Origin of the sequence: Lysinibacillus parviboronicapiens (genome assembly GCF_003049575.1) — a bacterium.
Classification (GTDB): Bacteria; Bacillota; Bacilli; order Bacillales_A; family Planococcaceae; genus Lysinibacillus; species Lysinibacillus parviboronicapiens.
In genome coordinates this window covers 96,626-120,033 of the sequence record NZ_PYWI01000007.1, presented here as the reverse complement: position 1 = coordinate 120,033, position 23,408 = coordinate 96,626, and the positions used below count along the sequence as shown (strand labels likewise).

23 protein-coding genes and 1 riboswitch are annotated in these 23,408 nt (G+C 39.3%); of the genes, 19 read left to right on the top strand and 4 right to left on the bottom strand.

Going from position 1 to position 23,408, the window contains the following annotated elements; genetic code table 11:
- Positions 1–89: 89 nt before the first annotated feature.
- Entirely contained in the window at positions 90–1,079 is a 990-nt protein-coding gene (locus C9J35_RS08635; RefSeq protein ID WP_107924188.1) for an alpha/beta hydrolase, read from the bottom strand.
- Positions 1,080–1,152: 73 nt separating this feature from the next.
- Between C9J35_RS08635 and C9J35_RS08630 the strand changes: the two genes are divergently transcribed.
- From C9J35_RS08630 to C9J35_RS08595, 8 genes are all read left to right on the top strand, one after another.
- Complete coding sequence (locus C9J35_RS08630; protein ID WP_107924187.1) at positions 1,153–1,596, top strand: SACOL1771 family peroxiredoxin; 444 nt, start codon at positions 1,153–1,155, stop codon at positions 1,594–1,596.
- A gap of 199 nt (positions 1,597–1,795) precedes the next feature.
- Positions 1,796–2,425, top strand: coding sequence for a sugar transferase (locus C9J35_RS08625; protein WP_235616233.1), 630 nt, complete (start codon positions 1,796–1,798; stop codon positions 2,423–2,425).
- Between the two features lie 32 nt (positions 2,426–2,457).
- On the top strand, positions 2,458–3,570 hold the full coding sequence (locus tag C9J35_RS08620; RefSeq protein WP_235616232.1) for a glycosyltransferase family 4 protein: 1,113 nt from the start codon (positions 2,458–2,460) through the stop codon (positions 3,568–3,570).
- A 2-nt stretch (positions 3,571–3,572) separates the two neighbouring features.
- Positions 3,573–5,246: a GNAT family N-acetyltransferase gene (locus C9J35_RS08615; RefSeq protein ID WP_107924185.1), complete on the top strand. Its 1,674-nt coding sequence runs from the start codon at positions 3,573–3,575 to the stop codon at positions 5,244–5,246.
- Between the two features lie 22 nt (positions 5,247–5,268).
- On the top strand, positions 5,269–5,985 hold the full coding sequence (locus tag C9J35_RS08610; RefSeq protein ID WP_107924212.1) for a GNAT family N-acetyltransferase: 717 nt from the start codon (positions 5,269–5,271) through the stop codon (positions 5,983–5,985).
- Positions 5,961–6,956, top strand: a complete 996-nt coding sequence (locus C9J35_RS08605) for a polysaccharide deacetylase family protein (protein ID WP_107924184.1) — start codon at positions 5,961–5,963, stop codon at positions 6,954–6,956. The genes C9J35_RS08610 and C9J35_RS08605 overlap by 25 nt, the downstream gene beginning before the upstream one ends.
- 137 nt (positions 6,957–7,093) lie before the next feature.
- Positions 7,094–8,368, top strand: coding sequence for an imidazolonepropionase (gene hutI / locus C9J35_RS08600; RefSeq protein WP_107924183.1), 1,275 nt, complete (start codon positions 7,094–7,096; stop codon positions 8,366–8,368).
- Between the two features lies 1 nt (position 8,369).
- Entirely contained in the window at positions 8,370–9,341 is a 972-nt protein-coding gene (locus C9J35_RS08595) for an agmatinase family protein (protein WP_107924182.1), read from the top strand.
- A 218-nt stretch (positions 9,342–9,559) separates the two neighbouring features.
- On the opposite strand, the gene C9J35_RS08590 is transcribed toward C9J35_RS08595, so the two are convergent.
- A complete protein-coding gene (locus C9J35_RS08590) occupies positions 9,560–10,774 on the bottom strand; it encodes an NAD(P)/FAD-dependent oxidoreductase (RefSeq protein WP_107924181.1) in 1,215 nt (404 codons plus the stop codon).
- A 106-nt stretch (positions 10,775–10,880) separates the two neighbouring features.
- Between C9J35_RS08590 and C9J35_RS08585 the strand changes: the two genes are divergently transcribed.
- Positions 10,881–11,768 (top strand): 5'-3' exonuclease, encoded by an 888-nt coding sequence (locus tag C9J35_RS08585; RefSeq protein WP_107924180.1) that lies wholly within the window; start codon positions 10,881–10,883, stop codon positions 11,766–11,768.
- Here the strand turns inward: C9J35_RS08585 and C9J35_RS08580 are convergent.
- Both C9J35_RS08580 and C9J35_RS08575 read right to left on the bottom strand, forming a co-directional pair.
- Positions 11,761–12,270, bottom strand: coding sequence for a C39 family peptidase (locus C9J35_RS08580; RefSeq protein WP_107924179.1), 510 nt, complete (start codon positions 12,268–12,270; stop codon positions 11,761–11,763). The genes C9J35_RS08585 and C9J35_RS08580 overlap by 8 nt on opposite strands.
- A gap of 129 nt (positions 12,271–12,399) precedes the next feature.
- Complete coding sequence (locus tag C9J35_RS08575) at positions 12,400–12,714, bottom strand: thioredoxin family protein (RefSeq protein ID WP_054767598.1); 315 nt, start codon at positions 12,712–12,714, stop codon at positions 12,400–12,402.
- 467 nt (positions 12,715–13,181) lie between these two features.
- Here C9J35_RS08575 and C9J35_RS08570 point away from each other — a divergent pair, with 467 nt between their 5' ends.
- The 10 genes from C9J35_RS08570 (at position 13,182) to C9J35_RS08525 (ending at position 23,343) form a co-directional block, all read left to right on the top strand.
- A complete protein-coding gene (locus C9J35_RS08570; protein WP_107924178.1) occupies positions 13,182–15,566 on the top strand; it encodes a 3-hydroxyacyl-CoA dehydrogenase/enoyl-CoA hydratase family protein in 2,385 nt (794 codons plus the stop codon).
- 52 nt (positions 15,567–15,618) lie between these two features.
- A complete protein-coding gene (locus tag C9J35_RS08565) occupies positions 15,619–16,791 on the top strand; it encodes an acetyl-CoA C-acetyltransferase (protein WP_107924177.1) in 1,173 nt (390 codons plus the stop codon).
- A 138-nt stretch (positions 16,792–16,929) separates the two neighbouring features.
- Positions 16,930–18,714 carry an acyl-CoA dehydrogenase FadE gene (locus C9J35_RS08560; protein ID WP_107924176.1) on the top strand — a complete coding sequence of 595 codons (1,785 nt, stop codon included), beginning with the start codon at positions 16,930–16,932 and terminating at the stop codon, positions 18,712–18,714.
- A 181-nt stretch (positions 18,715–18,895) separates the two neighbouring features.
- Positions 18,896–19,252, top strand: a complete 357-nt coding sequence (locus C9J35_RS08555; protein ID WP_107924175.1) for an arsenate reductase family protein — start codon at positions 18,896–18,898, stop codon at positions 19,250–19,252.
- A gap of 81 nt (positions 19,253–19,333) precedes the next feature.
- Positions 19,334–19,714: a glycine cleavage system protein GcvH gene (gene gcvH, locus C9J35_RS08550; protein WP_054767599.1), complete on the top strand. Its 381-nt coding sequence runs from the start codon at positions 19,334–19,336 to the stop codon at positions 19,712–19,714.
- Positions 19,715–19,810: 96 nt separating this feature from the next.
- Positions 19,811–20,152, top strand: coding sequence for a toprim domain-containing protein (locus C9J35_RS08545; RefSeq protein ID WP_054767600.1), 342 nt, complete (start codon positions 19,811–19,813; stop codon positions 20,150–20,152).
- Between the two features lie 14 nt (positions 20,153–20,166).
- A complete protein-coding gene (locus C9J35_RS08540) occupies positions 20,167–20,478 on the top strand; it encodes a thioredoxin family protein (RefSeq protein WP_107924174.1) in 312 nt (103 codons plus the stop codon).
- 77 nt (positions 20,479–20,555) lie between these two features.
- Positions 20,556–20,661, top strand: a riboswitch (SAM riboswitch).
- An 83-nt stretch (positions 20,662–20,744) separates the two neighbouring features.
- Positions 20,745–21,773, top strand: a complete 1,029-nt coding sequence (locus C9J35_RS08535; RefSeq protein WP_054767628.1) for a methionine ABC transporter ATP-binding protein — start codon at positions 20,745–20,747, stop codon at positions 21,771–21,773.
- Positions 21,763–22,431: a methionine ABC transporter permease gene (locus C9J35_RS08530; RefSeq protein ID WP_054767601.1), complete on the top strand. Its 669-nt coding sequence runs from the start codon at positions 21,763–21,765 to the stop codon at positions 22,429–22,431. Before C9J35_RS08535 ends, C9J35_RS08530 begins: the two co-directional genes overlap by 11 nt.
- A gap of 60 nt (positions 22,432–22,491) precedes the next feature.
- Complete coding sequence (locus C9J35_RS08525) at positions 22,492–23,343, top strand: MetQ/NlpA family ABC transporter substrate-binding protein (protein ID WP_107924173.1); 852 nt, start codon at positions 22,492–22,494, stop codon at positions 23,341–23,343.
- Positions 23,344–23,408 lie beyond the last annotated feature (65 nt).

Below are 23,408 nucleotides of genomic sequence, written 5' to 3'. Positions count from 1 at the left end.
TGGACACCGCTCGGGTAAGGGAGCCCCAGCGCTCGTTTCCCAGCTAGTATCGGCTCAGGTCTCCACTGAAACTACATTCCTTAAGCCCCTTATTTATGACTCCTTGTTTGTAAGAAGGCAATGACTTTTTCAAACGTCTCTATAGCTTCAGGGCGATTCATCATAAATTGATATTCATGTGGAAGTTCAGATCCATCTTCAAAAAATTGACGGACAACAGGAATATTGAGTGACTCAAGCTTATCTGCCATTGTCATGCCATCTTCTGTGAAGGTCATTTCTGTACCATCAGTTATAAAGGTTGCTGGGAAATTTGGGGAAACATATTCTAACATATTGGCATATGGAAGTTGCTCGTGTTCTTGCCATTTTTTTTCGCCGATATAACTCCATGCTATTCGAGTGAATAAATAATTGATAACAGGATTATTACTCTTTTCTGTAATATTGGAGAAGTCATATGGACCACAAAATAGTAAAGTCCCTTGAATGGAGTGAGCAGGAACAACAGCAATTTGTTTAAGAAGTTTTGCATACTGGGAATCGACTTGAATATTGACAAATTGGCTGGCAATTTGTGCGCCGGCAGAATCGCCAGCAAAAAATATTTGGTCTAAGTCGAACGGGTAGTCGGCGGCAATTTCAGTAATATACTGATAGGCTTCTGTTAATTGAATAATAGGTCCTGGATATGTGGCGCTAGGAGCAAGTTCATAGTTGATGTTCACGACAGCAAAGCCATGACTGGCAATTTGAATGGCATATTCCGTAACATCTTTTTTATCGCCACCAACGTAGGCACCACCGTGTATCCAAAAAATAACAGGTATTTTATCTTTTACATCCTTTGGGAAATGCATATCTAACAGGTTATCTTTGTGGTTAGAGGGATAAATAAGGTCTTTAATGGTTGAAACGGTTTCTTCTATTTCATTATAATTAGGTGGCTTTACGGCCATGCCATTTTTGAATAAATTATGAACAAGCCAAGTAGTAGGTCGAGGAGAAAAATGAACCCAACCTGTAAAAGATACAAGTATAGCAAGTAATATTGTTATAAATACTTTGAATATTTTCAATGACAGCACACCATTCTAGTTAGTTTTAAACAATTATAAACAATCACTAACGATATCGAAAGGGGAGATTTAAGTGGTTCAACATAAGTTTAATATGAATTTGACGTGGTCAGAGGGAAGAGATGGTGCAGGGAATTTAATAGCAAGCAAATTGAACACTAAAATTTCTATTCCACAGGAAATGAATGGGCCAGGAATTGGCACAAATCCAGATGAAATGTTACTTGGTGCAGCGGCTACCTGTTATTTAATAACACTGGCAACGCTATTAGAAAATTCGAAAGTACCCGTGTTGGATTTGTCGATGCAAGCACAAGGGTTTGTAGATGTCACAAATGGTGTTTTTACATACGAGCGCATTGTCCATAAGCCAACTATTGTTGTCAAAGATTTAACTGATCGTGAGCAGAGACGCATTCATCGAATAGCTGAGAAGGCAGAAAAAACATGTATGATTAGTAAAGCGTTACAAGGAAATGTTCGAATTGAATGCCAAATTCAAATTGAACAAGGATAAATGAAAAAAATTACTAACTAAAACAATAAGTCACTTTTATCTTCAAACTTTTGAGGAGTTATTTCAGAAATGTCTCTGAAGTAACTCCTTTTTTGTTATATAAACTGTGTAGTAGCTTTGCCTGAAATAGTTCTATAAGTGTGGGAAATGAATATATAAAGTTAAGTGCTAAAAAAATGCAAAGGATGATGTATTGCACGTGCAGGCAACTGAGACTAACACATTTTACGGTCAGTATGGCAAGCGAATATTTGATATTGTAGGGGCATTTCTCTTACTTTTCATAACAATTCCTCTTATGTTAGCAATATTCCTCCTATTATTAATGACTACAGGTCGCCCCATTTTCTTTAAACAAATTCGAACAGGCTTTGATCATCAACGGTTTATCATTTGGAAGTTAAGAACGATGAACATTCAGGCAATCCCTATGAATATGCCTGCTATGTGTGCGGAAGGCATACCTGATGATTATTATTACAAAACTGACCAAGATGCGCGTATTACAAAAGTAGGGGCTATTCTTCGCAAGTTAAGCATTGATGAAATTCCTCAGCTCATAAACGTATTAAAGGGAGACATGAGTATTGTCGGACCGCGGCCGGAAGTTCCAACAATTACAAATGCCTATAACACATTGCAGTCACGACGCTTAGAAGTAAAGCCGGGGTTAACGGGGCTTGCTCAAATTAACGGCCGATCAACTATTTCACATGGGCAAAAAATTTCATATGACATTCAGTATGTAGATAACTATAGCTTTTGGCTGGATTTAAAGATTGTTGTCAAAACCCTATTTGTAGTATTAGCAAGAACAGGTGCTTACTAAATAACGTAGGGAGGCGTTGGATACTGAAAATTGTGCAACTGATTACGCGAATGGATGAAGTAGGTGGCGCACAAAAGCATGTAGAGGCACTTGCCATCAAATTAAAACAAGATGCTTATGAGGTAACGATTGTCACGGGCTCCTATGATCCATCCCTTTGGCGGTTACAAGATGAAAACATTGCTGTCATCAGTATACCAGCCATGCAGAGAGCCATTCATTTATCGAAAGATATACAGGCGCTTTGGCTGCTGAGGTCCACTTTAAAAATAATAAAACCAGATGTAATAGCTGCACATTCCTCTAAGGCAGGTGCAATCGGGCGCCTAATCGGCAGATTTTTAGGTATCCCTACTGTTTTTACTGCTCATAGCTGGAGCTTTACAGACGGGGTTCCACCTAAGAAGAAACTTATGTATCGTCAGTTAGAAAAAGCAGTGCAGCCGTTTACAACGAAAATAATAACAGTATCTGAGTTTGACCGTCAGCTTGCACTGACAAAAGGCATTGCCCCTGCACATAAATTAATGACTATCCATAATGGTATTACACAATTAGCTTACCCGGCTACACTTAGTAAGAACAGTCTAGAATGTCCACTGATTATGATGGTTGCTCGCTTTGAAATACCAAAAAGACAAGATACATTATTGGAAGCATTGATAGAACTACCTGAAGTGCCATGGCGAATTCAGTTTATTGGTGATGGTTCACTACGCCCGGCTCTTGAGAAATATGTTACTGATAAAGGATTCGCACACCGTGTGACGTTTTTAGGTAATCAAACAGAGGTCACGGAACTGCTCGCAAACGGTCAGATATTTGCGTTGTTATCGGACTGGGAAGGGTTACCGATTGCAATTATCGAGGCTATGCGAGCGGGCCTTCCGATTATCGCAACGAATGTAGGAGGCGTAAGTGAGTTAGTCACTGATACCGACAACGGTTTTTTAATTGACCGTGGTGATAAAGAACTGCTCAAACAAAGACTGAGACAATTATTAACAGATGAAACACTACGTCAAAAAATGGGAGATGCAAGTGAACGTTGCTTTTTAAGAAATTTTACATTCTCACCGATGTACCAGAAAACAGTAGAGGTTTATGAACAGGCCGTCTCAAAGTTATCGAAGAAAGGTGATTAACATTGCAATTAATACGTATTAGAACTGATGATGAACTTACATTATATAAAGACATCTGGGATCAGATTTTAGCTCGTGAACACAATGATAATCCGTTTATTGAATATGCTTGGTTTTATAATTGGTGGAAAATAATTGGAAGGAAAAAGCGAGTAGAGTTATACGCTGTTAAAGAGGAAGAGAACATCATCGCCTTTTTTCCATTCACAGTGAGAATGCAATGGGGGGTAAGGATTTACGCTTTTGCAGGTGAAAATATTGCGAATTATTCAGGGATTATAGCGCTTGAAAAATGGTTATTATCGGCATCAACTTTTGTATTTGATGAATTAATCAAAAAGCATCGCCATGTAATCTTCTCGTTCCATGGTCTGTTGGAGAGTAGTCAATCTTCGAAAGTAATTGAACAATATTTCGTTGAAAGGCAAATGCGGCCAAGTATTTTTCGAGTAATAACACCGTATCTTGCCTTTCCGGAAATAGATTTTTTAAGTTATTTTAATAACCGTCGCAAAATGCATGGGGTAGATAGACGAGAAAGAAAGCTAAAAAATCTAGGCACCTTAAGAAGCAAAACTCCTAACCACAACGAGCTTTGGCAGATGTTCAGATTATTTGATAGACGTTGGGCGAAAAAAATGGATACGAGCAGTTTCACGAAGGGTAAGAAGAGAGAGTTTTTTGAGCACCTAACGCTTCTTCATGATGATGCATTGAAAGTAGATATAGAGGCTCTGGTATTTGAAGATCAGTGGATTGCCTTCACATATGGTTTTAGCTGTCGAGGACGATATGTGTCTTATGTACTTGGCCATGAGCCTAACTTTAATTCATTTGGGGTCGGTCGTATTTTGCATCACTATTTGATAAAGCGCTCCTTTAATGAAGGCTATAGCAAGTTTGATATGAGCATTGGCTATGAGCCCTATAAGTTTGATTGGCGCTCTGGGATAGATTTTACAAGACGCATGATTATCAGTAGCGATACGAAGCGTGCAAAGCTTGTAAAAAGTCGTTTTGCTTTCAAGGAACGTCTAAAGGAAACGTTAAAAAGTAGTCATCAGGTAGTGGAGTGGAAACGTAATACCCTTGGACAATTACGTTATTTAGTAAAGTATGGAAAAGGGAAAGATTGGCTAGAATATGGACAACGATTCGTAGAAAAGTTTATTCGTTTTAAGCAAGTGGATGTTTTCGAATTACCGCCTACTGATAGTGTTACACCTCTTCGTCCAGTTGGACTGTTGTTTGAAGAAATGTCGATTCAAGAGGCTATGCATCTCAATCAGGAAGCAATTATTTCCTTGTTCTATCAGGGATATACAATCTACAAAGATTCCTTTGCAGAAACGACTAAACCTGCTTTCGCGTTGCATACGGATAACTGGCGTATTGACGCATTGCAAATCGTTGAATCTTTGCCTAAGCAGACCTATTTTTTAACATATGATGTCTATAAAAATATCGATATTATTACAGACTTCTTTCAAAAAATAAAACCAGCACACACACTTTGGGTCACTGCAAGCGTTTGGCAATGGCGTAAGCGTAAACGATTACAGCAACTAGGTTATAAACGTATTTCTCGAATAAAACATTTCAAATGCGGTCGCTATGAGCGCAAACAAGTAGAAAAATACACAGAGAGTGGGGGCGATGTTCATTCTGTCCATTAGAAGTAAGCGATGGAATATCGCAATGCAGCATATTTATTTTGCAGAGAAGCCAGCAAATATTAGAAAGCCGATGAAGCTTGTTTGTCATACACATTCACTTGTACCAAGTCGCAAACTTGCCAAAAGTGAAACGGTTCATATTCAACTAACGGACAATGAGCGGACAATGTATACAGCGTTGTCGAAGAACAATCAAAAAATGCTTCGTCGTGCACAGCAGGAAGCTTATCAAATATTTTTATATGAAGAACCGTCTCAAGAGAATTTACGTGCATTTCAACGGTTTTATAATGATTTTGCGAAAAGGAAAAAAATTGAGCAAATTAATAAAGTCCAAATGGAGTCTATTTCGCTGTTAAATAACAGAGGAGCTTTGTTCTTGTCAGAAGTTCGTAGCATTTGTGGACAAACACTATGCTATAGACTTGATATTGTCCATGCTAAAAAAGCTATGTCTTATTATGTGGCGACCTGTCACCCTCTTTTAATGCCAGCCGATTTAAAGCGACCAGTTCGTTATGCTAACCGCTTCTTGCTATGGCATAATTTATTGCATTTAAAGCAACAAGGTTGTTTGCTATACGATATGGGCGAGTTGACGAATGTAGCAACCATTCGAAAATTTAAGCTCAGCTTTGGTGGACAAGTTGTCGATGTTTATTCGGGTTTCATTGCACAATCGAAAATAAGTGCTCTGTTACTGGGTGTGCAAAAATGGAGGAAACAGCAATCGAGGTAAATCGTGGCGGTTTCATTATTTCCTTGGATTTTGAGCTGAACTGGGGCGTTCATGATGTGTTTAGACATGGACAATATGATGAAAATTTATATGGAGTACGCCATGCATTGCCTAAAATACTGACATTATTTGAGAAGTACGGCATTCATGCAACATGGGCAACGGTCGGTTTGTTGTTTGCAGAAACGAAAAATGAAATGGCACATTATTTACGAGGAATCCCAGTGAAATATGAACAAAAACGCTATGCAGCGTATTTGCAGCTTGCGAGTGTAGGTGAAAATGAGCAAGATGATCCCTTACATTTTGGTAAATCTTTAATTGCAGAAATAATGCAGACACCACATCAGGAGATTGGTACCCATACCTTTTCACATTATTATTGTCTGGAGAATGGTCAAACAGAAGCTGATTTTCGAGCAGATTTACAGGCAACAACAGTGATAAGCGAAGATTACATTGTACCCATGAAGTCGATTGTTTTTCCTCGCAATCAGGTCAATGCCAGCTATTTTAAGGCATGTATGGAGGCGGGGCTTATATGCTATAGAGGCAATGAAGCACACGCCTTATATAGCCCTAAAAAGTTCACAAAAAAAAGTAGGCTCTTAGGTGCAATGAAATGGTTAGATAGCTATGTTAATATAACCGGCAATCATTTGATACGACTGGAAGAGATGAAGGACGATGTTTTCGTCAATGTACGTTCCAGCGCATTTTTAAGACCATACTGTAAGCGCCTAAGCGTATTGGAAGGTCTTAAGATAAAACGAATCAAAGAAGGAATGCTTGCCGCTGCAAAGGTAGGTGCTTTTTATCATTTATGGTGGCATCCTCATAATTTCGGCAAGCATACTGAAAAAAATTTAGCTATGCTTGAGGAGCTTTTACGTTATTATCGAGAACTACAAATGAAATATAATTTCCGAAGTTACTCCATGTATGAGGTAGCAATGCTATGTAAGCAATAACATTTCTAAACAGGATGTTATTGCTTTTTTTATGAGTGTATGTTTTAGAGATATTTTGTGAGAATAAGAGGGAAAATGCCGAAGGATGACGAAGTTGATAGATGATACGCTTTACGCATATATAGGGGGAGTTTGGGATGACGGGATTGTCACAGAAGCCAATTTGGATTCAAAATATTTCACAATTAGTGACACTAGCTAGCGATAAAAAAGGGCCACGTGTGCGCGAAGAAATGCGAGAGCTCGGTATTATTGAGGGAGGAAGTGTATGGATTGAGAACGGTTTGATTCAAGATTTGGGGACGACACAGGACATGATTCTAAAATATTTACATCGGGCACAAGAAGCTGAGATTGTAGATGCAACTGGAAAGATTGTCACACCTGGATTAATAGATCCTCATACGCATGTTGTTTTCGGGGGTAGCCGTGAGCATGAATTTGAGATGCGTTTAGAAGGTGCGAGTTATATGGACATTATGAATGCTGGGGGAGGTATTCATGCAACAACCAGAAAAATGCGTACTTTATCTGAAGAACATATTTTCAATCAAACGGCAAGGCGATTGGACTTATTTTTACAGCATGGTGTCACAACACTGGAAAGCAAAAGTGGCTACGGACTGGACCTAGAAAATGAGTTGAAGCAATTACGTGTGATGCGAAGATTGCATGAAAAACATCCAATGGATATTGTCTCAACCTTTATGGGAGCGCATGCGGTGCCAGAGGCGTATAGAGAGAACCCGGATAAGTACGTCGATTTAGTCATCGAAGAAATGATCCCAGCAGTTGTTCAAGAGGATCTTGCGAAATTCATAGATGTATTTTGTGAGGTGGATGTCTTTACCCCTGAGCAATCCGAGCGAGTTTTACTAGCTGGTAAGGAATATGGGCTTCTTCCAAAAATTCATGCGGATGAGATTGAAGAAAATAAAGGTGCGTATGTCGCAGCAAAGGTAGGGGCAATTTCTGCGGAACATCTATTAAAAGTATCAGATGAAGGAATAGAAGAGCTTGTAAAATCAGGTGTTATCGCTTGTTTATTGCCAGCAACGGCACTGTATTTAGGAGAAAAGCCAGCACGTGCACGAGACATTATCGATGCTGGTGTACCTGTGACAATTTCTACAGATTGTAACCCAGGGTCATCCCCGACAATCTCATTGCCACTAGTCATGAATCTAGCGTGTATTACGATGAACATGACACCAGCGGAAAGCTTATGTGCTGCTGCTACATATAATGCTGCCTGTGCACTGCAAATTGAGGATCGTGTTGGCTCGATAGAAGTAGGAAAGCAAGCAGATATCGTCTTATGGGATGTGCATAATCATCAAAAGTTACATTATATTTTTGGTGTTAATCATGTGAAAAAAGTATGGAAAAAAGGCGTGAAGGTGGTCGGTTAACATGTTTATTCAACCTGAATGGCAGTGGAAGCAAGAAAATGGCTCGGGTATGCATCAATGGATAAAACAAAAGGAAAATCCACAGCCGAGTGATGTTGATATCATTGTCTATGGCGCGTTATTATCGTATGCAAGTGAGTCGTCCAAAAAAGCACAGTATCCACATGCTTTTCGCAAGGCATGGTCTAGTTTTCAATCCTATAATTTAGATGAGCAAGTGGATTTACGGGCGCTGGCTGTTGTTGATATTGGTGACGTCGCTATTCATACGACAGATAAAATGATTTCTGAATCGGCTATTGAGGCTGCGGCAGAAAGCTTAAGTGTTGCCTATCAGAAAAGCTTTACCTGCCTCATTGGAGGGGATCATGCGATAACGGCTTGTTCTCTACGTGGCATAAAAAATGCTTTTCCACAGGATCGTATTGGTGTTATTCAACTTGATACGCATTTAGATGCAAGGAATCAGGAAGAAATTGGCCTAGCAATGGATTCTCCTATACAGCAATTGATTGCGGCAGGTGTTGTCGAAGGAAAGCATATTTATAATGTAGGCTTGCATGGCTTTTTCAATTCACCGGAGATGATTCATTACGCACGTGAACAAGGTATTCATATGATTACCCTAAAGCAAATGCGCAGGGATGGTATACAGCTTACAATTCGTGAAATGCTTCGTCAGCTAATGTTTGAGGTAGATCGTATTTATGTATCAGTCGATTTGGATGCACTTGATATAACATTTGCACCTGAAGTCCCTGCCGCGACACCGGGTGGTTTAACGGCTTATGAATTATTTGATATTGTAAAGCTCATTGGCGAAAATGAAGGTGTTCGCCATATTGACTTTGTCTATGCTGATCCTAAAGAAGGGGAATTACGTATAGAAACAGTGAAAACGGGTGTGACTGCATTTTTACAATGGATTACAGGTATTCAACTCGATCATCGACATCGTATTGCGAAAAAATAAAAAGCAACTGTCCCAAATGTGAAAATAGTATGCTAGTCATAGCATACTATTTTTTGATATCTAGATAAAAATCCGCTTAGGCGCATGGGCGACGAAAACGTGGGTAGCAGGCAAGCAAGAGCATGAGACTCAACATGGAGCATATGCAAGCCCTTGCGGAAAGCGCAGCGGATTTTTAACATAACAAACGCCCTTCACATCTTAATAATCGTCTTCCATTATTTGATACCATTTTTACGTGCCAAGGTTACAATCCTCGCGTCATCATTAGGTACACCTTTTAGCAAGTCAGTTATTATGTTTGCGCCAATCATGCTATAAACAGTACCGTTCCCGCCATAGCCAAGTAAATAGTAGTAACGAGGATGATCAGGATGTTCGCCTATAAAGGGTAGACAATCTATTGAATCTCCAAAAGTTGCACAATAACTGTAATCGATTTTTACATTATAATGAGGAAATAGTTCATGCAATGATGCAAGTAGCTTATTAGATTGCTTCTCTAGCTTTTCTTCAGATTTCGGTACTTTAGCTTTATCTTCATCAAGACCACCGATGATAATTCGATTGTCTGGCGTTGTGCGCATATACAAGTAAGGACGCTTCGTTTCCCAAATAAGTGAATGTTCATACCATGGTTTAAAATTGTCGATCGAATTGGTCACAATGGTATAGGACCGTTTGAAATCCGAGCCCTTTAACTGTCCATATGGTAAATGTTGATAGCCAGTAGCAAAAATTAAATGACGTGTAGTGAATTGACCATTTATGGTATGCAAAATAGTGCTGTCATGTATATCCTCTAGCACATTCACCATAATATTGGTAAATATATGGAGACCTCTTTGTTGGCATTGTTCAGCAAGTGCTTGAACGAATTTTACAGGGTTAATTTCAGCGTCATTAAATGTAACAAGGGCACCTTCTTTTTCAAAACCAAGGCGCTCTTTTATAATAATGTCATTCCAATACTCACAAGGAAATCCATGTGTATGCAACGCATTAAATTCACGTAATAGCTTGGAAGCATCACGTGTTTTGCTAGCAAAGCAAATACTTTGGCGACGTTGGAAATCTGCTTGGTCAGGCAGTGTATTAGTAATCGTTTCAATCTGTTGAATCGCTTCGTAGCACATTCTATAAAAGCGGACCGCATCTTTTTCACCAATTTGCTCGATTAGTTCATGTAACATCATGTCATTACTAAAGTGTAAAATCCCTGTGTTAGCGACAGTACTTCCCTTTGCAATGTCATTTTTTTCGATTAGGGCAACTTTTAGGCCAGCTTCTAAGCAAGCATGTGCAGTTAGAAAACCAGATATGCCACCCCCAATAATAATGACCTCATAATAAGGTGCAATCGGGTTTTTTATAATAGAAAGTTCGTTGTGAATGGTTGTTGGCCAATATAAAGTACCACTATGGATTTTCATATTAGTAATCCCCCTTACATTATCTTTAATGATTCATTCCCATTTAAAGCATAGTTCAATCATTGTTGCTATAATAAAGGAATGTTGAGAGAGAGGAATTTTTTAAATGACAACTAAACCAAAACTTTTAATTGTAGATGGCATGGCTTTATTATTCCGGTCATTTTTTGCTTCAGCTGCGATGGGGCATTTTATACGTCTAGAAGACGGCACACCGACAAATGGTGCCCAAGGATTTGTACGTCATGTAATGACAGCGCAGTCCATCATGCAACCAACACATATAGCCGTATGTTGGGATATGGGCGCCCATACGTTTCGTAACGAATTATATGATGGGTATAAGGCAAATCGCCCAGCACCCCCAGTGGAAATGCTGCCACAATTTGATATGGCGAAAACTTTATCTGAGGAAATGGGCTGGCAAAACTTTGGAGTTGCAGGTATGGAAGCCGATGATGTCATTGGTTCGATGATTTCTAAATGGCAAGACGTAGCCAACATAACGGTCATTAGTGGCGATAAAGATTTATTGCAACTGTTAACGCCATCGACAGAGATTGCGTTTACGAAAAAGGGTTACACGGAGTACGATGTCTATACGCATACAAGATTTATGGAAGAATATGGGATTGAACCTATGCAATTTGCGCAGGTGAAGGCCTTTATGGGCGATACCAGTGACGGCTATCCAGGGGTAAAAGGAATTGGGCCGAAGCAAGCATTAACACTGATTCAAACATACGGTTCTATCGATAAGGTCATTGCTTCTTTAGAAGAGTTAAAGCCGGGACAACGAACGAAGATTCAAGAGAATGTTGATATGTTGAAATTATCACACGAACTCGCGACAATTCAAACAAACGTACCAATAGAAGCTGAGTTTACGAGTTTAGCAGTGCCAGGATACGAGCAACATACATTTAAAGCGCTAGAAGAGCGAGGCTTCACATTAATTGCCAAGCAGGCACGCTCATTATATTCGCTTAGTTAGGAGCGATTTTTACAAAGCGCAATACTTTCTTGTTATCTTTATAAAAGGTTGAACGTATTTTACTATCACGATGTGGACCACCATTATCATGAAAAATTAATAAGAGCTCATCGTTGTGAATTTCATAGCCAATGAGGGGTACCCAATGATAGGCATAAGCAGATTTTTTATCGCGCCATTGTAAGCTAAAATAACGATCGAAACGCATCGCTACGGGGCGACCTTCATCAATTTCCTGCATGGCTTCTTTTAAAGTACAATCTCGTATAGCCCATGTTGGAAACAGCTTGCGAAGATTATGGATTAAGCGCCATTTAAACAGACCAATTTTGGTGCCACCAAGCATTGTGTAAAGTTCGTTAACAGCAGGGATATTTTTGTCATTATGTAAGTATTGTAGGATAACATGGACAGTAGTTGGGCCACAGGCAGAATTACGATAGCTTGGTGAGATAGATGCATCGTATTGTGATGTTCCTTGTAATGGTAATTGACAGTGCATAAATAGCTCCCTTTAAAAAATAGCTGCATTTCATTGAAGAAATGCAGCTGCTTTTTTTTTGTGTAGATGAAAGATGTCACTTCGCATTCACAGCTTAAGTGACTCAGAAAGATAAGCCCTTTGGCATCATTACTGAGCAGATAGAAACTCGGTAACTTGCTGTGGTGATTTTGCGTTAGCACTATGTAAATGCGCTAATTTTTCACCATTTTGGAAAATTAGTAAGCTTGGAATACCCATAACATCATATTTTTCTGCGATTTCTGGAAGCTCATCACGGTTAAGCTCATACCAGTCATATTGATTGTATTCTTCGATAATTGGGTCGATGAACATATTCATACGAGTGCAGTCTGGGCACCAGCCAGCATAAAATTTCACTAGGACCTTTTGTTCGCCAGCGATCAGCTCATTAAATTGTTCTGCAGTTGTAATTGTTTTCATTAGTATTTCACTCTCCTTGGTTCCATTTTACACATTTTTTATTAATCCTGAAAGTTATCTGTTTACGCTCTTTGTGAATCTACTTATTGTCGTATTTTCGCTCGTAAAGAACGAAAAAAGTTGTATACTGCAAAAATAATTGGAGAAAAAAGATTGCTAATTTAGTCAAAATAATCTACACTAAAAACAGAAAAAGTAGTTTTATCTTCTTTTCAGGGGAAGACTGCTACCTCGAGAGGTAGTCGGTGAAAATTAGTTAATTTTTTATTCATCATCTGTCAAAATGTCAACTGAACGAAGATATGCCGCAGGCGTATTCCACAAATTTATTGCACGAAAGCGGTAAATGTTGAATTGTGCTAGTCTAATTCAACTTCTGGACTAAAATACGCTCAGGCGAATTTGATTTTTTTTGGCCAAAAAATGAATGGCTATTCATTCAATGGGAGAATAAGGGGGAATTGCTTGTGACTTACAATATTAACAAAGCAGCTGTTCTAGGTTCTGGTGTAATGGGTTCTGGAATTGCAGCACATTTAGCAAACATCGGTATTCCAACACTATTACTAGATATTGCACCGAAAGAACTAACAAAAGAGGAAGAGGCAAAGGGACTTACTCTTGCGCATCCAGCTGTACGCAATCGCTTTGCACAGGGAGCTCTACAAAAGTTAGTTAAGCAAAAACCGGCACCACTTACTTCTAAGCAAAATTTATCACTACTAACAGTCGGTAACTTTGAGGATGATTTAGCAAAGCTAAAGGACGTCGATTGGATTATTGAAGTAGTCGTTGAGAATTTAGCCATCAAGCAAAATCTATATGAAAAAATTGATGCTGTGCGTACACCTGGTACAATCATCAGTTCGAATACATCGGGAATTAGCATTAATGCAATGGCGGAGGGACGCTCAGAAGATTTCCAAAAGCACTTCCTAGGGACGCATTTCTTCAACCCACCACGTTATTTGAAATTACTTGAAGTGGTTCCAGCAAAGACGACAGCACCTGAAGTCATCAATTTTATGAAGACATTTGGTGAAGACATCCTTGGAAAAGGGGTTGTTCTTGCTAAGGATACGCCAAACTTCATTGCTAACCGTATTGGAACATATGGTTTACTTGTCACATTGCAAGAAATGATGAAGGGTGGCTATTCGGTCGGTGAGGTAGACTCTGTAACAGGTCCATTAATCGGCCGTCCGAAATCAGCAACATTCCGTACTTTAGATGTTGTCGGACTAGATACATTTATTCATGTAGCGAAGAATGTATATGACCAAACAACAGATGAAGAGCAGCAGGTGTTTGCAGTACCAGAATTCTTGCAAAAAATGGTAACTAATGGCTGGCTAGGGGCGAAATCTGGGCAAGGTTTCTTTGTAAAAAAAGGTAAAGAAATATTAGAAATTGACCCAAATACATTAGAATATAGTCCAGTGAAGAAATTGCAAACTCCTTCTATTGAATTAGCAAAACAGGCACGTGGTCTAGCAAACAAAGTAAAAGCATTGACATATGCGAAGGATCGTACAGGGGACTTATTATGGCGTATTTTTGCGCCAACATTAATTTACTCTGCACAGCTACACGGTGAAATTGCTGATGATATTGTAGCCATTGATAATGCGATGAAATGGGGCTTCGGTTGGCAACAAGGTCCATTTGAGATTTGGGACGCAATCGGCGTTAAAGAATCCGTGGCAAAAATGGAGGCGGAAGGTCGTGTAGTACCAGCCTTCGTCAAAGATATGTTAGCGAATGGCTTTGACACGTTCTATGCTGAAATTGATGGTGATTTAGCGTACTACAACGGTACAGAATACATGAAAGTACCGGTAAATGAAAAAGAAATTAATGTAAAGCGCTACAAGAAAAAACATGGTGTTATCAAATCGAATACAGGTGCTAGCTTAATAGATTTGGGTGATGGCATTGCATTGCTAGAGTTCCATTCTCAATCCAATGCTATTGGTTTAGATATCATTCAAATGATTAACTTTGCTATTGATGAAGTAGAAGCTAACTATAAAGGCTTAGTCATTGGTAACCAAGGCAAAAATTTCTGCGTAGGTGCAAATCTAGGTATGATTTTAGTAGAAGCACAGGATGATAACATTTTTGAGCTTGATTTCGTTATAAAAGCTTTCCAAGATGCGATGCAAAAAATTAAGTATTCTCGCAAGCCAGTAGTTGCGGCACCGTTTGCTATGACACTTGGTGGAGGCGCAGAGGTTTGCTTACCGGCTGCACATATTCAAGCAACGATGGAAACCTATATGGGCTTAGTGGAAGTTGGCGTTGGACTAATTCCTGGTGGTGGAGGTAATAAAGCACTTTACCAAAAATTCATCAAAGGTTTACCGAATGGCGTGGAGGTAGACTATCAAAATATTGCCAATAAAGTATTTGAAACAATTGCGATGGCAAAGGTTTCTACGTCAGGTGAAGAGGCACGTGTTAATAACTTCCTAGATTTTGCAGATGGTATTTCTGTGAATCCAGATCACCAAATTTATGATGCAAAGCAAGCAGCATTAGCACTATATGAAGCGGGCTACCAAGCACCAGTGCCAGCAAAAATCCCTGTTGTAGGTGCATCAGGTTATGGAACACTACTGATCGGTGCACAAGGTATGTTTGAATCAGGCTTTATTAGTGAGCATGATTTAAAAATTGCCAAAAAGTTAGCTTATGTTATCGCAGGTGGTAAAGTTCCGTATGGCACATTAGTTGACGAACAATACCTATTAAATCTTGAGCGTGAAGCTTTCTTAAGTTTAGTAGCTGAACCGTTGTCACAACAAAGAATGCAACACATGCTTTTAAAAGGCAAACCACTTCGTAACTAATGAAGGCGTTTATGACTATATTTTACACAGGACACAAAGGGGGATTTAGAGAATGCGTGAAGCCGTTATTGTAGCAGGAGCACGAACTCCTATTGGAAAAGCGAAAAAAGGTTCTTTAGCAACAGTCAGACCAGATGATTTTGGGGCAATTGTTGTCAAAGAAACATTAAAAAGAGCGGGCTATGAAGGTCCAGTGGATGATTTAATATTAGGTTGTGCGATGCCAGAAGCAGAGCAAGGCATGAATGTAGCGCGGAGCATTGGGGCTCTTGCAGGATTACCAGATACAACGCCTGCACTAACGATCAATCGATTCTGTTCTTCAGGTTTACAAGCAATTGCTTACGCCGCTGAGCGCGTTATGCTTGGCCATTCAAAGGCGATTCTTGCGGGTGGCGTTGAATCAATGAGTATGGTGCCAATGGTCGGCAATACACCTCGCTTAAATCCGGCATTAGCTGAAACTGCACCACAATATTACATGGGGATGGGGCATACAGCTGAGGAAGTGGCACGTCAATACAATGTGAGTCGTGAAGATCAGGATGCTTTTGCGGTGCGTTCACATGAGCTAGCAGAGAAAGCCATTAAAGAAGGTAAGTTCAATGATGAAATTGTACCTATCGAAGTGGAACAACATTATGTGGACGACAATAACAAACCACAAGTAAAGAAATTCACTTTCAGTATGGATGAAGGTGTGCGCTCAGGCACATCTGTTGAAGGTTTAGCGAAGCTTCGCCCAGCTTTCCATGTGAAAGGAAGTGTTACAGCAGGAAACGCTTCACAAACTTCTGATGGAGCAGCAGCTGTGTTAGTAATGGATCGTGAGGAAGCAGAAAAGCAAGGAATGACTCCAATGGCGAAGTTTTTAGGCTTTGCAGTTGGCGGTGTACCACCTGAAGTAATGGGGATTGGTCCAATCGTTGCTGTCCCAAAAGCACTTGAAATTGCAGGTCTTGCTATTGAGGATATAGACCTGTGGGAAATTAACGAAGCATTTGCTTCACAATCATTACAGGTTGTTCGTCATTTAGGTATCGACCAAGAAAAGGTCAATGTAAATGGTGGAGCAATTGCATTAGGACATCCACTCGGCGCAACAGGCGCAATTTTAACATTAAAGCTCATTCATGAGCTGAAACGTCAAGGCAAGAAATATGGTGTCGTGACAATGTGTATCGGTGGCGGTATGGGTGCTGCTGGAGTATTTGAAATAATATAACTTTACTAGTTAAGCTCGGGGTATTGCGTTTTCGGTTGCCTCCGAACAAAGTACTGCGAGCTTTTCTATATATGACAATTGTAATTGTGTGAAAATTGTGTGAGTGCCAGGCACCATAAAACTAGGGAGGAATTTAACATGACAGAAAAAACAACGGATATCATTAAAGGCGGCAGATTTATCATTGAAGACGTGGAATTAGATCGTGTATTTACACCCGAAGATTTCACAGATGAGCATAAAATGATTGCAAAAACGACTGAAGAGTATGTTGCAAACGAAGTATTACCTGTAGTTGAGAACTTAGAGCATCACGAGTTTGAACATTCAGTACGTTTATTAAAAAGTGCTGGTGAACTCGGTTTACTAGGGGCTGATGTACCTGAGGAATATGAAGGTCTTGGCTTAGACAAAGTTTCTTCTGCATTAATCGCAGAAAAAATGTCTGTAGCAGGTGGCTTCTCCATTACGCATGGTGCGCACGTTGGAATTGGTTCATTGCCAATCGTACTTTTCGGAAATGAAGAACAAAAGAAAAAGTATTTACCAAAACTTGCTTCTGGCGAATTAATCGCAGCATACGCATTAACAGAACCAGGTTCAGGTTCTGATGCATTAGGTGCTAAAACGACTGCAAAGTTAAATGCTGCAGGTACACATTATGTATTAAACGGTGAAAAACAATGGATTACAAACGCTGGTTTTGCTGATGTATTTGTTGTTTATGCAAAAATCGATGGCGATAAATTCTCGGCATTTATCGTAGAACGTGCATATAGTGGTGTTTCGGTTGGTCCCGAAGAGAAGAAAATGGGCATTAAATCATCTTCAACTCGTACACTAGTACTTGAAGATGCAGAAGTACCTGTTGAAAACTTGTTAGGTGAAGTGGGTCGTGGCCATGTGATTGCATTCAATATCTTAAACATCGGTCGTTATAAATTAGGTGTTGGCACAATTGGTGGATCAAAACGTGCTTTAGAGCTTGCCATTCAGTATACAAATCAACGTCAGCAATTCAAAACGAAGCTATCTGACTTCAACTTAACAAAAGAAAAATTATCAACTATGGCGTCTCAATTATATGCGTCAGAATCCTTAAATTATCGTACAGTAGGATTATTCGAAGATCGTTTAAGCATGTTAAGTCCTGAAGAACAAAAGCAAGGAAAAGTGATTGCAGATGCCATTGCTGAATATGCAATTGAATGTTCTATTGCAAAAGTTTTCGGTTCAGAAACATTAGATTACATTGCAGATGAAGCGGTGCAATTACACGGTGGCTATGGCTTTATGGCAGAGTATGAAGTAGAGCGTATTTACCGCGACTCACGTATTAACCGTATTTTCGAAGGAACAAATGAAATTAATCGTATGATTGTGCCTGGTACATTCATGAAAAAAGCATTAAAAGGTGAGCTTCCTTTACTGCAAGTGGCGCAAAACTTACAGCAAGAGTTGCTGATGTTAATGCCTGAAGAAGTGGGCACGGAAACTTTAGCACAAGAGAAATATCTTGTGAAAAATGCGAAGAAAATTGCTGTGTTAGCTGCTGGTATGGCTGCACAACGCTTCGGTGCAAAACTCGATCAAGAGCAAGAAGTGCTTGTGAATATCGCCAACATTGCTAACCAACTATTTGCAATGGAATCAGTTGTATTACGCACAGAAAAGGCCATTGCACGTGACGGAGTAGACAAAGCACATCAAAAACTTCTCTATACACAAATCTTCTGCCAAGAGGCCTTTGCAGAAATTGAAAAAGAAGCGAAAGATACAATTCTTGCTTCAGCGGATGGAGATGCTGCCCGCATGACATTGTCTGCGTTACGTAAGCTAACGCGTAACAATCCTTATAACCTAATTGCGAAGAAACGTGAAGCTTCTGTTAAACTAATTGAAGCTGAAAAATTCATCGTCTAGAATATATCATGAACTAGCTACTCGTTATAAGGTAGCTAGTTTTTTGCGTGAAGCGGATAGAATCGCGAAAGTGATGGATAGAACGACAAAAGTGACGGATAGAACTTCTCAAAAGGTTTCATTTTGGTTCATGACAGCTATGATGGTATACTACAGAAAATGACTGTAGAGGAGCCTACATATGACGATTCAATTTATCCATTATCCAAAATGTACGACATGTAAAAAAGCACAAAAATGGTTAACTGACAATGGTGTTTCATTTGAAGAGGTACACATCGTGGAACAACCACCAACAAAGGAACAATTAGAGAGCTTTTGGCAAGCAAGTGGGCAACCATTGAAGAAATTTTTTAATACTTCTGGTATGAAATATCGCGAGCTTGGCTTGAAGGATAGACTTGCTGAAATGTCGGAAGAAGAGCAACTGACACTACTTGCATCAGATGGTATGCTGATTAAACGACCAATCGTTACTGATGGAGAAAAAGTGACATTAGGGTTTAAAGAATCCGAATTTGAGCATGCTTGGAAATAACCGCTTTTATCCTTGTTTTTATGGGAGAAGTATGGCACACTGATAGTGAATATATTACATATTTATGGAGGGGTTTTTTGCATGAGCACACCTAAAGACTTACGATACTCTGAAGAACATGAATGGGTAAAAGTAGAAGATGGTAAAGTACGTATCGGTATTTCACACTTCGCACAATCTGAACTTGGAGATATCGTTTTCGTTGAGCTTCCACAAGTTGGCGACGAAATCAAAACAGATGATCCATTCGGTAGTGTAGAATCAGTAAAAACTGTTTCTGAATTATACGCGCCTATTTCAGGTAAAGTAGTTGAAGTAAATGCTGATTTAGAAGATAGCCCGGAATTCGTAAATGAATCACCATATGAAAAAGCATGGATGATCGTTGTAGAGCCTGCTGACACATCAGAAATTGAAAAACTTATGACAGCAGAACAATACGAAGAAATGATTGCTGAATAATGATAAGCCTGTAACACATGGAAACGTCGGAGATTACCGGCGTTTTTTATTATATAATAGGGTATAGTGGGTTGATGTTTAAATGGGGGTGTCGTGATGTTCGGAGGGAAATGCTTAATCGTGGAAGGCCGTTCGGATAAGCTTCAAATTGAACCTATTTTGAATGAGAATGTACTTATACTGTGTACAAATGGTACAATCGGTGTTCATCAATTAGAAGAGCTTCTCGATCCTTATGAGGGGTGTGAGCTATACACATTTTTTGATGCAGATGCATCAGGTGATAAGCTACGGGCATTAATGGACAGACATTATCCAGAGGCGGAGCATTTACGCACGATGCCAACCTATAAAGAAGTAGAGACGACACCGAGGAAAGTGCTAGCGATGATTTTACTGCGCGCGCATTTCTCCATCCATAATGAATATATTTTGTAAGGTTGCGTGAAAAGATGGAAGAATGGTCAAAAGAGCAGTGGAAAGCGGCGATGCAGTCTGGTGAAAAAACTGCCTTTTATTTATATACACCAATGTGTGGGACGTGTGCAGTCGCATCAAAAATGATGGATATTGTTGAGCAATTGCTGCCACAGTTACAGCTTGGTAAAGCGAATATGAATTTTATGGAGCAAATAGCTTATGATTACCAAATAGAAAGTGTACCATGTTTACTTATAAGTGATGGCGAAAAAGTTACAGAAAAGGTATATGCTTTTCAATCCGTACCATTTTTATACGAATTGTTAAAAAAACCAATTGACTGAACTTTACTAGCATGGTAAAGTATCAACTATATTAATTTTATTTCAGCATAAGTTTTAAATAAAAATAAAATATCGAACTCTTATGAAGAGTGGCGGAGGGAAGTGCCCGATGAAGCCCGGCAACCATCACATTAGTGAAAAGGTGCCAAATCACCCAAAGAAATTTTCTTTGAAAGATGAGAGAACGGTTCAACGTATAAAGTACGTGACCCCTTCAACTTGTCGTGAGTGAAGGGGTTTTCTATATGAGAAAAGGAGTATTCGCTATGATAAAGCTTCAAAATATTACCAAGAAGTACAAAACCGCGAATGGCGAATTAACAGCAGTCAAAGATGTCAATCTATCCATTAATAAAGGTGAGATTTTTGGCATTATCGGCTATAGTGGCGCTGGTAAAAGTACAATGATTCGTTTATTAAACGGTTTAGAAAAGCCAACATCCGGTACGGTGACGGTGAACAACCAAGAATTTTCATCGATTAAAGGGCAAAAGCTCCGAAACGCTAGACAAAAGGTAAGTATGATTTTTCAACACTTCAATTTACTTTGGTCTCGAACAGTTGCGGAAAATATTGCTTTTCCTTTAGAAATTGCAGGTGTACCTAAAGCGCAACGAGAGGCGCGCGTGAATGAATTGATTGCCCTTGTTGGTTTAGAGGGACGTGATACAGCGTACCCATCGCAACTATCAGGTGGACAAAAGCAGCGCGTTGGGATTGCGCGTGCGCTCGCAAATAATCCAGAAGTATTGTTATGTGATGAAGCAACATCCGCACTGGATCCGGAGACAACAGATGCCATTCTTGATTTACTTGTAGACATTAATGAAAGATTAGGGTTAACGATTGTCTTAATTACACATGAAATGCATGTCATCCGCAAAATTTGTCATCGTGTGGCAGTGATGGAGGCGGGGGAAATTGTAGAACGTGGGGAAGTATTACAAGTTTTCCAAGCACCACAAGCAGCTATCACGAAAAAGTTTGTTTCTCAAATTACAGATACGAAAGAAACGCAGGAAACAATGGCACAGCTAAAAGTAAATTATCCAACGGGCCAACTTGTCAAGCTGGTCTTTGTAGGAGAAAAAACACAGCAGCCAGTTATTTCACATCTAGTGAAGCAGTTTGATGTTGAAATGAGTATTGTACATGGTAACATCTCGCAAACGAAAAATGGCGCATATGGTACACTCATTGTCCAAATTGATGGTTCAGCGAACAATGTGACTGCTGCATTAAGTTATTTAAATACAGTGGAAGTACAAACGGAGGTGATTACAGATGCTAACTAGTCTCTTTCCGAATGTCGACTGGGAAAAAATGTGGGAAGCCACATATGAAACACTATATATGACTTCTATCTCAACGGTTGTAACCTTTATTCTTGGGTTAGCCATTGGCATCATCCTATTCCTAACAAGTCCTAACCAACTTTGGGCTAATAAATTGGTTAACTTTTTAACAGGGTCGGTCGTTAATATTTTCCGCTCCATTCCATTTATCGTGCTAATCATTTTATTAATCCCATTCACGAAATTTTTACTTGGGACAATCCGTGGGGCAGATGCGGCATTACCGGCACTAATCATAGGTGCCGCACCGTTCTATGCACGAATGGTATTAATCGCTTTACGTGAAATTGATAGAGGCGTTATTGAGGCGGCTCGTTCAATGGGGGCAAAAACTTCAACAATTATTTGGAAAGTTTTAATTCCTGAATCCTTACCTGCACTTATTTCAGGCCTTACAGTAACTGCGGTTGCACTTGTCGGCTATACAGCAATGGCAGGAATTATTGGTGCTGGTGGTCTCGGAAACTTAGCCTTTTTAGACGGTTTCCAACGTAATCGTCAGGACGTAACATTAATGGCAACGATTTTAATTTTAGTTGTAGTATTTATCATTCAATGGATTGGCGACATGATCACAGCCAAAACAGACAAACGTTAAGGTTATTCCGGTTTCATACCGCTAACATATTTTTAACAAGATAAAAGGGAGTGTAAACAAATGAAGAAATTTTTAGCAGGTTTATTCTTATCAGTCCTTGTACTAGCTCTAGCAGCTTGTGGCGCTGATAAAAAAGAAGATGCAGGTTCAACAACTGGAGATAAAGCAGACGATAAAGAAAATACAACAGTAACTATTGGTGCTTCAAATACACCACATGCAGTCATCTTAGAAAAAGCAAAACCAATTTTAGCCGAACAAGGTATTGATCTAAAAATTGAACCATACCAAGATTACGTCCTACCTAACCAAGATTTAGAATCTGGTGATCTTGATGCAAATTTTTTCCAACATATTCCTTACTTAGATTTACAAATTAAAGATAATGGGTATGATTTCGTCAATGCTGGCGGTGTCCACATCGAACCAATCGGAATCTATTCTAAAAAATACAAGACTCTTGAGGATCTTCCAGAAGGAGCAACAATCTTACTTTCTAACTCTGTTTCAGACCACGGTCGTATGCTTTCATTATTAGAAGCTAAAGGCTTAATTAAATTAAAAGATGGTATCGACAAAACAGCAGCTGAAATCAAAGACGTCGCAGAAAATCCTAAAAACTTTAAATTCGATGCAAATACTGCACCAGAAATGCTAGTGCAAATGTTCGAAAACGAAGAAGGCGATGCCGTTCTTATCAACTCGAACTTCGCAATTGATAACGGTTTAAACCCAATGGAAGATGCTATCTCTCTGGAAGATAAAGAATCACCATATGTAAACATTATCACTGTGCGTGCTGGCGATGAAACAAAACAAGAAATTAAAAAATTATTAGAAGTATTAACGTCTAAAGAAATCCAAGACTTCATCCTTGAAGAATGGAAAGGCGCAGTTGTACCAGTTAAGTAATTAACTTTGCTAAATAAGGGTATGTAAGTGATAAACTTGCATATCCTTTTTGTTTTTGTGAATAA

What these genes read in the sequence shown, in the direction of transcription:
- C9J35_RS08610 (WP_107924212.1), top strand. Translation starts at nt 5,269, where the DNA reads ATGCAGCATATTTATTTTGCAGAGAAGCCAGCAAATATTAGAAAGCCG.
- C9J35_RS08605 (WP_107924184.1), top strand. Translation starts at nt 5,961, where the DNA reads ATGGAGGAAACAGCAATCGAGGTAAATCGTGGCGGTTTCATTATTTCC.
- hutI (WP_107924183.1), top strand. Translation starts at nt 7,094, where the DNA reads ATGACGGGATTGTCACAGAAGCCAATTTGGATTCAAAATATTTCACAA.
- C9J35_RS08595 (WP_107924182.1), top strand. Translation starts at nt 8,370, where the DNA reads ATGTTTATTCAACCTGAATGGCAGTGGAAGCAAGAAAATGGCTCGGGT.
- C9J35_RS08590 (WP_107924181.1), bottom strand. Translation starts at nt 10,774, where the DNA reads ATGAAAATCCATAGTGGTACTTTATATTGGCCAACAACCATTCACAAC.
- C9J35_RS08585 (WP_107924180.1), top strand. Translation starts at nt 10,881, where the DNA reads ATGACAACTAAACCAAAACTTTTAATTGTAGATGGCATGGCTTTATTA.
- C9J35_RS08580 (WP_107924179.1), bottom strand. Translation starts at nt 12,270, where the DNA reads ATGCACTGTCAATTACCATTACAAGGAACATCACAATACGATGCATCT.
- C9J35_RS08575 (WP_054767598.1), bottom strand. Translation starts at nt 12,714, where the DNA reads ATGAAAACAATTACAACTGCAGAACAATTTAATGAGCTGATCGCTGGC.
- C9J35_RS08565 (WP_107924177.1), top strand. Translation starts at nt 15,619, where the DNA reads ATGCGTGAAGCCGTTATTGTAGCAGGAGCACGAACTCCTATTGGAAAA.
- C9J35_RS08560 (WP_107924176.1), top strand. Translation starts at nt 16,930, where the DNA reads ATGACAGAAAAAACAACGGATATCATTAAAGGCGGCAGATTTATCATT.
- C9J35_RS08555 (WP_107924175.1), top strand. Translation starts at nt 18,896, where the DNA reads ATGACGATTCAATTTATCCATTATCCAAAATGTACGACATGTAAAAAA.
- gcvH (WP_054767599.1), top strand. Translation starts at nt 19,334, where the DNA reads ATGAGCACACCTAAAGACTTACGATACTCTGAAGAACATGAATGGGTA.
- C9J35_RS08545 (WP_054767600.1), top strand. Translation starts at nt 19,811, where the DNA reads ATGTTCGGAGGGAAATGCTTAATCGTGGAAGGCCGTTCGGATAAGCTT.
- C9J35_RS08540 (WP_107924174.1), top strand. Translation starts at nt 20,167, where the DNA reads ATGGAAGAATGGTCAAAAGAGCAGTGGAAAGCGGCGATGCAGTCTGGT.
- C9J35_RS08535 (WP_054767628.1), top strand. Translation starts at nt 20,745, where the DNA reads ATGATAAAGCTTCAAAATATTACCAAGAAGTACAAAACCGCGAATGGC.
- C9J35_RS08530 (WP_054767601.1), top strand. Translation starts at nt 21,763, where the DNA reads ATGCTAACTAGTCTCTTTCCGAATGTCGACTGGGAAAAAATGTGGGAA.
- C9J35_RS08525 (WP_107924173.1), top strand. Translation starts at nt 22,492, where the DNA reads ATGAAGAAATTTTTAGCAGGTTTATTCTTATCAGTCCTTGTACTAGCT.